The sequence below is a fragment of the Rhodanobacter spathiphylli B39 genome (genome assembly GCF_000264295.1).
In the GTDB taxonomy this organism is placed as follows: domain Bacteria; phylum Pseudomonadota; class Gammaproteobacteria; order Xanthomonadales; family Rhodanobacteraceae; genus Rhodanobacter; species Rhodanobacter spathiphylli.
In genome coordinates this window covers 77,726-91,169 of record NZ_AJXT01000048.1, presented here as the reverse complement: position 1 = coordinate 91,169, position 13,444 = coordinate 77,726, and the positions used below count along the sequence as shown (strand labels likewise).

The 13,444-nt window shown below is 68.3% G+C and carries 6 protein-coding genes; 1 reads left to right on the top strand and 5 read right to left on the bottom strand.

Going from position 1 to position 13,444, the window contains the following annotated elements; genetic code table 11:
* Positions 1 to 64: 64 nt before the first annotated feature.
* Positions 65 to 709 (bottom strand): 4'-phosphopantetheinyl transferase family protein, encoded by a 645-nt coding sequence (locus UU7_RS15170; RefSeq protein WP_007809806.1) that lies wholly within the window; start codon positions 707 to 709, stop codon positions 65 to 67.
* Between the two features lie 79 nt (positions 710 to 788).
* On the opposite strand from UU7_RS15170, the gene UU7_RS15165 reads away from it, so the two are divergent.
* Complete coding sequence (locus UU7_RS15165) at positions 789 to 4,253, top strand: hybrid sensor histidine kinase/response regulator (RefSeq protein ID WP_007809804.1); 3,465 nt, start codon at positions 789 to 791, stop codon at positions 4,251 to 4,253.
* Positions 4,254 to 4,269: 16 nt separating this feature from the next.
* Here UU7_RS15165 and UU7_RS15160 read toward each other — a convergent pair whose 3' ends face one another.
* The 4 genes from UU7_RS15160 to acs form a co-directional block, all read right to left on the bottom strand.
* Entirely contained in the window at positions 4,270 to 5,724 is a 1,455-nt protein-coding gene (locus UU7_RS15160; protein WP_007809802.1) for a glutamate synthase subunit beta, read from the bottom strand.
* 17 nt (positions 5,725 to 5,741) lie between these two features.
* Entirely contained in the window at positions 5,742 to 10,445 is a 4,704-nt protein-coding gene (locus UU7_RS15155) for a glutamate synthase-related protein (protein WP_007809798.1), read from the bottom strand.
* A 138-nt stretch (positions 10,446 to 10,583) separates the two neighbouring features.
* A complete protein-coding gene (locus UU7_RS15150) occupies positions 10,584 to 11,255 on the bottom strand; it encodes a response regulator transcription factor (RefSeq protein ID WP_007809796.1) in 672 nt (223 codons plus the stop codon).
* Between the two features lie 121 nt (positions 11,256 to 11,376).
* The gene (gene acs, locus UU7_RS15145) at positions 11,377 to 13,317 is read right to left on the bottom strand and encodes an acetate--CoA ligase (RefSeq protein WP_007809795.1); all 1,941 of its coding nucleotides are present in this window, start codon (positions 13,315 to 13,317) and stop codon (positions 11,377 to 11,379) included.
* Between the last annotated feature and the right edge of the window lie 127 nt (positions 13,318 to 13,444).

The window sequence follows — 13,444 nt, the reverse complement described above, 5'->3', positions numbered from 1 at the left end:
GAGATCGACCGAGGCAACCGAGTGTCGATGCGCGGCCGACGACCGACCGGAAACAGTGCGCCGATCACTCGCCGCTGGCAAGCGTCCCGAACCGTATCCGACGCGCGTCGCCTCGCCATGCCACCGCCGCGACCAGATCGGGGTCCAGCTCGAGGCGGCGCAGTTGCCAGGCGTCGACGTCATCACCCTGCAGGTAGCGCAGGCGCAGTTGTCCGGCATCGCTGGCAACGCTGAAGCGATCCAGCCCGAACGCGATGCCGCGCCCCAGCGCCTTCACCACGGCCTCCTTGGCCGTCCACAGCTCAAGAAAGGCCGCGTTGCGCGCGGCCGCCGGCAGCCTAGCCAAGGCTGCCGCTTCATCGGCGCTGAAGAAGCGCCGGGCGATCTCCAGACTGCGCTGGCGCGGGCGAGCACGCTCGAGGTCGATCCCCGGCGCCACGTTTCGTCCCACCGCGATCAGCGCGTGCTCGCCACTATGTGACCAGTTGAAGCCCAGCGATGGATCATGGGGCGCGGTCAGCGCGGGACGGCCATGTTCGCCGTCCACCAGCGCCACCCGCTCCGCGGCGACATCGAGATAGGCGGCGAGCACCTCGCATAGGGGCTTCCGCCCCAGCGCCTGCCGGTAGTGCACGCGCCACACATGAATCTCGTCATCCCGCAGGGCCTCTGCTACGTTGGCAAGCACGAGTTCGGGCGGGGCGATCATCCAGGCATGGTGCCGCCGGGCTGGCCGGGGCACAAGCGCGGATCGCCCGCCGCGCTGCCCATCTGCCGGGGAGATTGGCTTGATCCAGGGCTGGTTGCTGTTGCTGGTGTCGCTGCTCTACGTGGGGCTGCTGTTCGTGGTGGCCTACGCAGGCGACCGGCGACCGCTGTATCCGCGTCAGCCGCGGCTGCGCCCGATCGTCTACAGCCTGGCGCTGGCCGTCTATTGCTCGTCGTGGACGTTCTATGGCGCCGTGGGCACGGCTGCCCGCGACGGCCTGGCTTACCTGCCGATCTATCTGGGTCCGATCCTGCTGTACGTGTTCGGCTTCGGCCTGCTGCGGCGGCTGGTGCAGGTGGTCAGGCAGCGCAACATCACGTCGATCGCCGACTTCATCGGCGCGCGCTTCGGCAAGTCGCACGGGCTGGCGGCCCTGGTCGCGGTGATCGCGGTGATCGCCGTGGTGCCGTACATCGCGCTGCAATTCAAGGCCGTGGCAATGTCGTACGGCGTGCTGGGCGGCGCGGCGTTCGGCGCGGTGAAGGCGGGCGGAATCGACAGCGCGATGTGGTGTGCCGTGCTGCTGGCCCTGTTCGCGATCCTGTTCGGCACCCGCAGCATCGATGCGACCGAGCATCACCATGGCCTGATGCTGGCGATCGCGCTGGAGTCGCTGATCAAGCTGCTCGCCTTCGTGGCGCTGGCCGGCTACGCGCTGTGGCGGGGCCCCGGCCTGCTCGGCACCGTGCAGCCGCCGGTGGTCCAGCTGAGCCACGGACTGACCCCGGGTTTCATGGCGCAGACGATGCTGGCCTTCTGCGCGATGTTCTGTCTGCCGCGCCAGTTCCAGATCGGCATGGTCGAATGCGAGGACGCCAGCGACCTCAGCCGCGCGCGCTGGATGGTGCCGCTGTACCTGGTGATCGTCAGCCTCGCGGTGCTGCCGATCGTGGCGGCCGGCGCGCACATGCCGCTGGTGCGCGACGGCGCGGCTGACGCGTGGGTGCTGACCCTGCCGTTGTCGCACGGCGATCGGGGCATGGCCCTGCTGGCCTTCGTGGGCGGATTCTCGGCCGCCACCGGCATGGTGATCGTGGCGGCGGTGGCATTGTCCACGATGATCAGCAACGACCTGGTGATGCCGGCCCTGCTGCGCATCCGCCGCCTGCGGCTGGAACATCGCAGCGACCTGTCGCAGCTGGTGCTGGGCGTGCGGCGGATCGCGATCATCCTGCTCGCGGCGATGGCTTATGCGTACTACCGCGTCGCCGCCAATGCGGAGAACCTGGCCGCCACCGGACTGCTCGCTTTCGCTGCGGTGGCGCAATTCGCGCCGGCCCTGGTCGCCGCGATCTACTGGCGGGGCGCCAGCCGTCGGGGCGTGGTGGTCGGCCTGGCCGGCGGCTTCATCGTATGGGTCTACACCCTGCTGCTGCCGGCGCTGATCCGCTCGGATCAGTGGCTGCAGCAGGGACCGTTCGGCTGGGACTGGCTGCGCCCGCAGGCGCTGTTCCATCTCAGCGGCTGGGAACCGGTGATGCACGGCACGTTCTGGTCGCTGCTGGTCAACATCGGCTGCTTGGTGTTCGTCTCGCTGCGCTTCCGGCCCAGCCTGGAAGAGCGCCTGCACGCGGCGGTGTTCATGGACGCCGATCCGGCCAGCCGCGGCGGTGCGGGTGACTGGCGTGGCCGCGTGGTGGCGGCAGACCTGCGCACGATCGCCGAGCGGATTGTCGGCGAGCGCAGCAGCGCGCGCGCGTTCGAGGAATATGGCCACCGCCTGGGCAAGCCCCTGCTGCCCGGCACAGCCGCCGACCGCGCGCTGATCCAGTTCACCGAACGCCTGCTCGCCTCGGCCGTCGGCGCGGCGAATGCGCGGCGCATCCTGATCAGCGCGCTCTCCGGCAGCGGCCTGGACCTGGCCGAGTCGATGGCGTTGCTGGACGAAGCCTCGCAGGAACTGCGCTTCAACCGGGAACTGCTGTCCACCACGCTGGAGAACGTCTCCCAGGGCATCAGCGTGGTCGACGCCGGCATGCGCCTGGTGGCGTGGAACCGTCGCTACCTGGAACTGTTCGACTATCCCGACGGCATGGTCTACGTCGGCGTGCCGGTGGCCGAGCTGATTCGCTGGAACGCCGAACTGGGCGAATGCGGCCCGGGCGAAGTGGACGGCCATGTGGCCAAACGCATCGACTACATGCGTGCCGGCTCCTCGCACCTGTTCCAGCGCATCCGGCCGGACGGCTCGGTGATCGAGATGCGCGGCCGGGCGCTGCCCGGCGGCGGCTATGTGACCACCTATACCGACGTGACGGCGTACAAGAACGCTGAACAGGCGCTGATGGAAGCCAACGAGACGCTGGAACTGCGCGTGGAGCAGCGCACCGCCGAACTGTCCGAAGCGCTGGTGGCCACCGCCCAGGCGCGTCGCGCGGCCGAGGCGGCGAACATTTCCAAGACGCGCTTCCTCGCTGCCGCCAGCCACGACCTGCTGCAGCCGCTGAATGCCGCGCGGCTGTTCACCTCGGCGCTGCGCCAGCATCCGGGGCTGGACAGCGAGGCCGAACAGCTGGCCGAACGCATCGATGCCTCGTTCCGCGCGGCCGAGGACCTGCTGGACGCACTGCTCGATACCTCGCGCCTGGACACCGGCAGCTATCGTCCCGACGTGTCGGGCTTTGCGCTGGCCGACCTGTTCGATTCGCTGAAGGCGCAGTTCGCGGTGGTCGCCGAACAGCGCGGCCTGCGCCTGCGCGTGGTGCCAACGCGACTGGCCGTGCGCAGCGATCCCCAGCTGTTGCGGCGGATCCTGCAGAACTTCCTGTCCAATGCCTTGCGTTACACGCGCCACGGCGGCGTGCTGCTGGGTGCGCGCCGGTTCGGCGACCAGGTGCGCATCGAGGTGTGGGACACCGGGCCGGGGATTCCGCCGGAGCAGCGGGCGCGGATCTTCGACGAGTTCCAGCGCCTGGAGCAGCCGTCGCCGTGGGGCGAGAAAGGCCTGGGCCTGGGCCTGTCGATCTGCGACCGGCTGGCCGGCATCCTCGGCCATCGCCTGGACCTCGACTCACGCGTGCAGCATGGCAGCCGTTTCGCGGTGAGCGTGCCACGCAATGAAAGCGTGCCGATGCGGCGTCGGCGCGTGGCGCGCAGCGGCCCGGACACGCAACTGCCGTTGACCGTGCTGTGCTTGGACAACGACGAGTCGATCCTCGACGGCATGCGCGCGCTGCTCGGGCGCTGGGGCATCGACTGCCGCACCGCGGTCGACGTGGACCAGGCGCGGGCGGAACTGCGGCGTGGTCCGATCGACCTGATCCTCGCCGACTACCACCTGGCCAACGATGTCGATGGTCTGCAGGCCCTGCAGCAACTGCGCGACGCGGTGGTGCAGTTGCCGCCGGCGGCGATCATCACCGCCGACGGCAGCAGCGAGCTGAAGCAGCGGGCGCGGGCGCTGGGCTACCCGCTGTTGCACAAGCCGGTGAAGCCGGCGGCCCTGCGCGCGCTGCTGGCTGCGCCGCTGCGCGGCCAGCACTGAGCAGGCTTCAGCCAGCTCAGCGCGGCAGCAGCGAACCGCCCATCAGGTACTCGTCGACTGCACGAGCGCACTGGCGGCCTTCGCGAATCGCCCACACCACCAGCGACTGCCCGCGCCGCATGTCGCCGGCGGCGAACACCCGATCGACGCTGGTGCGGTAGTCATCGGTACCGGCCCTGGCGTTGCCGCGGGCGTCCTTCTCCACGCCGAACGCGTCCAGCACATGCTGCAGCGGCGAGACGAAGCCCATCGCCAGCAGCACCAGCCCGGCAGGCACCTCGAACTCGCTGCCGGCGATCTCGGCCATCCGGCCGTCCTTCCACTCCAGCCGCACCGCGGTGAGGCTGCACACGTTGCCCGCGCCGTCGTCGTTGAAACACTTGGTGGCCACCGCCCAGTCGCGCTGGCAGCCCTCCTCGTGCGAGCTCGACGTGCGCAGGCGGATCGGCCAGTACGGCCACACCAGCGGCTTGTTCTCCTGCAGCGGCGGTTGCGGCAGCAGCTCGAACTGGGTCACCGACGCGGCGCCGTGGCGGTTGGAGGTACCCACGCAATCCGAGCCGGTGTCGCCGCCGCCGATCACCACCACGTTCTTCGCCGTGGCCAGGATCTGCCGGTCGAGCCGGTCGCCGGCGACCACCTTGTTCTGCTGCGGCAGGAAATCCATCGCGAAATGCACGCCGTTCAGTTCGCGCCCGGGCACCGGCAGGTCGCGCGGTGTTTCGGCGCCGCCGGCGATCACCACCGCGTCGAAATCCTGCTTCAACTGCTCGGGCGCGATCGTCTCGACCTTGTCGTACGCGCTGCCTGCGCCGGCATCGCCCACGAACACGCCGGTGCGAAACTGCACGCCTTCGCCGCGCAACTGCTCCACGCGGCGATCAATCAGCATCTTGTCCAGCTTGAAATCGGGGATGCCATAGCGCAGCAGGCCGCCGATGCGATCGCTTTTCTCGAACACCGTCACCGCATGTCCCGCCCGCGCCAGCTGCTGCGCGGCGGCCAGTCCGGCCGGCCCGGAGCCGACTACCGCGACGCTCTTGCCGCTGGGCCGCGCAGCCGGTTGCGCGGTGACCCAGCCTTCTTCCCAGCCCTTGTCGATGATCTTGTGTTCGATCGACTTGATGCCCACCGCCTCACTGTTGATGTTCAGCGTGCACGCCGACTCGCACGGCGCCGGGCAGATCCGCCCGGTGAACTCGGGGAAGTTGTTGGTCGAGTGCAACACCTCGAGCGCGCGCCGCCAGTCCTGCTGGTGGACCAGCTCGTTGAAGTCGGGGATCAGGTTGTTGACGGGGCAGCCGTTGTGGCAGAACGGAATGCCGCAATCCATGCAGCGCGCGGCCTGGGTCGACGCGTCGGCGTCGCCCAGATGGCGGATGAACTCGCGCCAGTGCTTCCTGCGCTGCGCGGGCGCCTCGCTGGTTTCGCCGAGCCGCGGATAGTCGAGAAAGCCGGTGATCTTGCCCATCTGTCTTCCCCTTCGCCTCAGGCCGTGGCCTTCGCGGTGGATGCCGTGGCGGGCGCGGCGTTCGCGTCGCCCAGTGCGCGCCGGTATTCATGCGGCATCACCTTGACGAAGCGCGCGCGCGCGCTTTGCCAGTCGTGCAGGATGTCCTTGGCGCGGAAGCTGCCGGTGTGGCGGAAGTGCGCCTCGATCAACTGGCGCAGGATCGCCTCGTCGGTGGCCCGCGGCGCACCGCGCGAAACGGCATGCCAGTGATGCGGCGGCACGCGGACCTCCTGCTCCACGCCGGAAAGCACCGGCTCCAGCGCCACCATGGCGAGGTTGCATTTGCGCTCGAACGTGCCGTGCGGGTCGTACACGTAAGCCACGCCGCCGGACATGCCGGCGGCGAAGTTGCGCCCGGTGTCGCCGAGCACCACCACGGTGCCGCCGGTCATGTACTCGCAGCCGTGGTCGCCGACGCCTTCGACCACCGCGCTGGCGCCGGAATTGCGCACGGCGAAGCGTTCGCCGGCCACGCCGTTGAAATGCGCTTCGCCTTCGGTGGCGCCGTACAGCACGGTGTTGCCCGCGATGATGTGCTCCGGGCCGAAGCCGTGGAAGTCGTTCGGCGAGCGCACGATGATGCGGCCGCCGGACAATCCCTTGCCCACGTAGTCGTTGCCTTCGCCGACCAGGTCGAGGGTGATGCCGCGGGCCAGGAACGCGCCGAAACTCTGCCCGGCGACACCGGACAACTGCACGTGGATGGTGTCGTCGGGCAGGCCGGCGTGGCCGTAGCGCCGCGCCACCTCGCCGGACAGCATGGTGCCCACGCTGCGGTTCACGTTGCGCACGCCGAGCATGAAGCTGGTCTTCTCGCCCTGTTCCAGTGCGGCGCGGGCCTTCTCGATCAGCACGTGGTCGAGTGCCTTGCCGCCCTTCTCCAGGCCGTGGTCCTGCGATTCCACATGGCGCCGGGCGACCTCGGCGGGTACCTCGGGGCGATGGAACACCCGCGAGAAATCCAGCCCGCGCGCCTTCCAGTGCGCGATGCCCTGGCGCACGTCGAGCAGGTCGGCGCGGCCGACCAGGTCGTCGAAGCGGCGGATGCCCAGCTGGGCCATGGTCCGGCGCGCTTCCTCGGCGACGAAGAAAAAGAAATTCACCACGTGCTCGGGCTTGCCGGCAAACTTCCGGCGCAGCACCGGGTCCTGCGTGGCGACGCCGACCGGGCAGGTGTTGAGGTGGCATTTGCGCATCATGATGCAGCCTTCCACCACCAGCGGCGCGGTGGCGAAGCCGAACTCGTCCGCGCCCAACAGGGCACCGATCACCACGTCGCGACCGGTCTTCATCTGGCCGTCCGCCTGCACCCGGATGCGTCCGCGCAACCGGTTCAGCACGAGGGTCTGCTGGGTCTCGGCCAAGCCCAGTTCCCATGGCGTGCCGGCGTGCCTGATCGACGACCACGGCGAGGCGCCGGTGCCGCCGTCGTGGCCGGCGATCACCACATGGTCGGCCTTGGACTTGGCCACGCCCGCGGCAACCGTGCCCACGCCGATCTCGGACACCAGCTTCACCGAGATCGACGCCTGCGGATTGCAGTTCTTCAGGTCGTGGATCAGCTGGGCCAGATCCTCGATCGAGTAAATGTCGTGGTGCGGCGGCGGCGAGATCAGGCCCACGCCGGGCACCGAAAAGCGCAGCCGCGCGATGTATTCGGACACCTTGTGGCCGGGCAGCTGGCCGCCCTCGCCGGGCTTGGCGCCTTGGGACACCTTGATCTGGATCTGGTCGGCCGAGACCAGGTACGCCGCGGTGACGCCGAAGCGGCCCGAGGCCACCTGCTTGATCCGCGAGCGCAGCGAATCGCCGGCTTCCAGTGCGATGTCGCTTTCGATGTGCTGCGCGCCAATCACGCTGGCCAGCGTGTCGCCGGGCTGGATCGCGATGCCGCGCAACTCATTGCGATAGCGCGCCTCGTCTTCACCGCCCTCGCCGGTGTTGGACTTGCCGCCGATCCGGTTCATCGCCACCGCCAGCGTGGCGTGTGCCTCGGTGGAGATCGAGCCCAGCGACATCGCGCCGGTGGCGAAGCGCTTGACGATGTCCCGCGCCGGCTCCACCTCGTCCAGCGGGATCGCCGCCGCCGGGTCGATGCGGAACTCGAACAGACCACGCAGGGTCATGTGGCGGCGGGTCTGGTCGTTGATCAGTCGTGCATATTCCTCGTACGTGCCCGCATTGTTGGAGCGGGTGGCATGCTGCAGCTTCGCGATCGAATCCGGCGTCCACATGTGCTCGTCGCCGCGCGTGCGCCAGGCGTATTCGCCGCCCACGTCGAGCGCGTCGGCCAGCAGCGGATTGTCGCCGTACGCCGCTTGATGCTGGCGCAACGCTTCCTCGGCCACCTCGAACAGGCCGATGCCCTCGATGTTCGAGGTGGTGCCGGTGAAGTAGCCGTCGACCAGCTCGCGGCTGAGGCCTACCGCCTCGAAGATCTGCGCGCCGGTGTAGGACATGTAGGTGGAGATGCCCATCTTGGACATCACCTTCTGCAAGCCCTTGTCGATCGCCTTGACGTAGTTGTGGATCGCCTTGTCGGCGTTGACCCCGCCCGGGCTGGTAGCGAATTGCTGCGCCAGCACCTCCATCGCCAGATACGGATGGATCGCTTCGGCGCCGTAGCCGGCGAGCAGGGCGAAGTGGTGCACCTCGCGCGCCGAGCCGGTCTCCACCACCAGCCCGGTGCTGGTGCGCAGGCCACGATTGACCAGATGCAGATGGACGGCCGAAGTGGCCAGCAGGGCGGGAATCGCCACACGCTCGCGGTCGGCGTGGCGATCGGACACCACCAGGATGTTGTGGCCCTGGCCGATCGCATCCACCGCCTGCGCGCACAGCGAGGCCAGGCGCGCCTCGATGCCTTGCTTGCCCCACGCGGCGGGATAGGTGATGTCCAGTTCGAAGCTGCGGAACTTGCCCTTGGAGTAGCGGCCGATCTTGCGGATCTTCGCCATCTCGGCGAAATCCAGCACCGGCTGCTGCACTTCCAGCCGCAGCGGCGGGTTGATGTTGTTGATGTCCAGCAGGTTCGGCTTGGGTCCGATGAAGGACACCAGCGACATCACCAGCTGTTCGCGGATCGGGTCGATCGACGGATTGGTGACCTGGGCGAACAGCTGGCGGAAATAGCTGTACAGCGACTTGTCGCGATCGGACAACACCGCCAGCGGCGCGTCGTTGCCCATCGCACCGATCGCCTCCTGGCCGTCCAGCGCCATCGGCAGCAGCTGGAATTTCAGGTCCTCCTGGCTGTAGCCGAATGCCTGCTGGCGATCGAGCAGGTCGTCGCCCAGGCGCGCTTCGGCACGCGGTTCCGGCAACGCGTCCAGCTTGATCCGGATGTGTTCGATCCACTGCTTGTACGGCTTGGCGTTGGCGAGCTGGTCCTTCAGTTCCTGGTCGTCGATGATCCGCCCGGCTTCCATGTCGATCAGCAGCATCTTGCCCGGCTGCAGCCGCCACTTCTTCACGATGCGTGATTCGGCCACCGGCAGCACGCCGGCCTCGGAGGCCAGGATCACCAGGTCGTCGTCGGTGATCAGGTAGCGCGCCGGGCGCAGGCCGTTGCGATCCAGCGTGGCGCCGACCTGGCGGCCATCGGTGAAGGTGATCGCGGCCGGTCCGTCCCACGGCTCCATCATCGCGGCGTGGTATTCGTAGAACGCGCGATGGTTGTCGTCCATCAAGGTGTGCCGTTCCCATGCTTCGGGAATCATCATCATCATCGCGTGCGACAGCGGATAGCCGGCCATCGTCAGCAGTTCGAGGCAGTTGTCGAACGAGGCGGTGTCGGACTGGCCCGGGTAGATCAGCGGCCACAGCTTGGCCAGGTCGTCGCCGAGCACCGGCGAGGAGATCGCGCCGGTGCGCGCGTTGATCCAGTTGACGTTGCCCTTGACCGTATTGATCTCGCCGTTGTGCGCGATCATCCGGTAGGGATGGGCCAGCTCCCACGCCGGGAAGGTGTTGGTGGAGAAGCGCTGGTGCACCATCGCCAGCGCCGACACCGTGCGCGGATCGACCAGGTCGAGGTAATACTGGCCGACCTGGTCGGCCAGCAGCAGGCCCTTGTAGACCACGGTGCGGGTGGACATCGACGGCACGAAGTATTCCTTGCCGTACTTCAGGCCCAGCGCGCGGATTGCGTGGCTGGAGGTCTTGCGGATCACGTACAGCTTGCGCTCCAGCGCGTCGGGCACCATCACGTCCGGACCGCGGCCGATGAAGATCTGCCGGATCACCGGCTCGCGGCCCCGCACGGTGGGCGACATCGGCATCGTGGCGTCCACCCGCACGTCGCGCCAGCCCAGCACCTGCTGGCCCTCCGCCCGCACCGCGCGTTCGAGTTCCTGCTGGCAGGCCAGCCGCGACGCCTGCTCGCGGGGCAGGAACACCATGCCCACGCCGTACTCGCCCGGTGGCGGCAGCATGATGTCCTGGACGGCCATCTCCTCGCGGTAGAACTGGTCGGGGATCTGGATCAGGATGCCGGCGCCATCGCCCATCAGCGCATCGGCGCCGACCGCGCCGCGATGATCGAGATTGCGCAGGATCAGCAGGCCCTGCTCGATGATCGCGTGGCTTTTGCGGCCCTTGATGTGGGCGACAAAGCCCACGCCGCAGGCGTCGTGTTCGTTGCGCGGGTCGTACAGACCCTGGGCCTGCGGCTGATCCATTGACTCCCCTCCACGGGCATGGCTGCCCATCGACTATAGTGCGATGCAGCAAAAGCGCAAGAGGTTTTGCGCAATTGGACGTCTATAGGGATGGACGGCCATTCGCCATAAAGTCGGCGACGGCGGCAAGCGGCCGGTTCAGTCTTCCTCGGGCGGCAGCAGCGGCATCGCTTCCTGGTCGACCGCCAGCTGGCTGGCCGCGAGCGCCACCTGGGTGCGGTTGCTGACCCCGAGCTTGCGCATGATCGCGGTCATGTGGGCCTTCACGGTGGCCTCGGAAACGCCGAGCTCCCAGGCGATCTGCTTGTTCAGCAGGCCTTCGGCGATCATCGTCATCACCCGGAACTGCTGCGGCGTCAGCGTGGCGATCTGGGCGGCGGCGGCGGCTTCGTCGGGTCGCAGTTCGTCGGAGCCGCCCAGCAGCGCGTGTGGCACCCAGACGTCGCCATCGAGTACCGCACGGATCGCCGCCACGATGTCCTCGCCTGCGGTGGACTTGGGCACATAGGCCGACGCACCGTGGGCCAGCGCGCGCCGCGCCACCTGGGCCTCTTCATGACCGGACACCACCATGATCGGCAGCCCCGGATACTGCCCGCGGATGTGCGCCAGCGCCGAATAGCCCCGCGCGCCGGGCATGTGCAGATCCAGCAGGAGCAGCTCGGCGTCCGGGAATTGCTCGATCAGTCCGAGCAGCGCATGCACGCTGTCCGCACTGTGCACCCGCGCCGGCGGCACGGCCGCCAGCACCGCGCGCTGCAACGCGTCGCGGAACAGCGGATGGTCGTCGGCGATCAGGATGTCGGGCATGGGGTTTTGGAGCAGGGAACGGGAAACGGGGAACGGGGAACAAAAGCGCGATATTTCGCATTGCTCGTGGCGGAGCGATCCGCCGGCGTTCCCCGTTCCCCGTTCCCTGTTCCCCGCTTCTTCACTTGATCAACCGCTCGTCGACCAGGTTCTTCACCACGCCCGGGTCGGCCAGGGTAGTGATGTCGCCGAGCTGATCGGGCAGGTTCTCGCCAATCTTGCGCAGGATGCGGCGCATGATCTTGCCGGAGCGGGTCTTCGGCAGGCCGGGCGCCCACTGCAGGTAGTCCGGCGTGGCGATCGGGCCGATCTCCTTGCGCACCCAGGCGATCAGTTCCTTGCGCAGCTCGTCGCTGCCGGTCTCGCCGGCGACCAGGGTGACGTAGGCGTAGATGCCCTGGCCCTTGATGTCGTGCGGGCAGCCGACCACGGCGGCTTCGGCGACTTTCGGGTGGGCCACCAGCGCGCTCTCCACCTCGGCGGTGCCCAGGCGATGGCCGGACACGTTGATCACGTCGTCGACGCGGCCGGTGATCCAGTAGTAACCGTCCTCATCGCGGCGGGCGCCGTCGCCGGTGAAGTAGTTGCCGGGATAGGCGCTGAAATAGGTTTCGATGAAGCGCTGGTGGTCGCCGTAGATGGTGCGCACCTGGCCGGGCCAGGAGTCGGTGATCAGCAGGTTGCCTTCGGCGACGCCGTCCTTCACCTCGCCGTCGGCGTTGACGATGGCCGGCTTGATGCCGAAGAACGGCAGGGTGGCCGAGCCCGGCTTGGTGGCGATGGCGCCGGGCAGCGGCGAGATCAGGATGCCGCCGGTCTCGGTCTGCCACCAGGTGTCGACGATCGGGCAGCGCTCGTCGCCGACCACGCGGTGGTACCACTCCCACGCCTCGGGATTGATCGGTTCGCCCACCGATCCGAGCAGGCGCAAGCTGGCGCGCGAAGTCTGCTTCACCGGCGCCTCGCCTTCGCGCATCAGGGCGCGGATCGCGGTGGGCGCGGTGTAGAACAGGCTGACCTGGTGCTTGTCGATCACCTGCCAGAAGCGGCTGAAGTCCGGGTAGTTCGGCACGCCCTCGAACATCACCGTGGTGGCGCCGTTGCACAGCGGGCCGTACACCACGTAGCTGTGGCCGGTGACCCAGCCCACGTCGGCGGTGCACCAGTAGACGTCGTCCTCGCGCAGGTCGAACACCAGTTCGTGCGTGTAGCTGGTGTAGACCAGATAGCCGCCGGTGGAATGCTGCACGCCCTTGGGCTTGCCGGTGGAGCCGGAGGTGTACAGCACGAACAGCGGGTGTTCGGCCTCGACCGGGGTGGGCGCGCAGTCGGCGCTCTGGCCTTCCATCAGGGTGTGCCAGTAACGGTCGCGCGGCGACTGCATGTGCACCGCGCTGCCGGTGTGGCGCACCACGATCACGGTCTCCACGCTGTTGGTGCCGGGACGCTCCAGCGCGGCGTCCACGTTGACCTTCAGCGGAATGCGCTTGCCCGCGCGCAGGCCTTCGTCGGCGGTGACCACCACCTTGGCGGTGGAGTCGGCGATGCGCCCGGCCAGCGAATCGGGCGAGAAGCCGCCGAACACCACCGAGTGGATCGCGCCCAGCCGGGCGCAGGCCAGCATCGCCACCGCAGCCTCGGGAATCATCGGCAGGTAGATTGCCACGCGGTCGCCCTTGACCACGCCGAGGTGCTTCAGCGTGTTGGCGAACCTGCATACCTCCCCGTGCAGCTCGCGGTAGGTGATCCGGCGGGAGTCCTTCGGATCGTCGCCTTCGAAGATGATCGCCACCTTGTCACCGCGTTCGGCCAGATGGCGGTCGAGGCAATTCGCGCTGACATTGAGCTCGCCGTCCTCGTACCAGCGGATGTGCAGATCCTGCGGATCGAACGACACATCCTTGATCTTCTTCGGCGGCTTGATCCAGTCCAGTCGTTCGCCGATGCGCCCCCAGAAGCCTTCCGGATCGCCGACCGACTCGGCATACAGCCTGGTGTAGTCGTCGTGGCGCAAACGCGCTGCGGCGGCAAACGACGGGTCGACCGGATAAAGCTTGGACATGGCTGGCTCCTGCTGGCGGCGTCACCAGTGGCGACGGGATTCGCGCGCCTGGCGTCAGCGCCCGGCGCAGCACGGAGTTCGAGTGTAGCCCGATCAAGCCGGGGCCTGCGGTGGCTGGCGCGCTCGA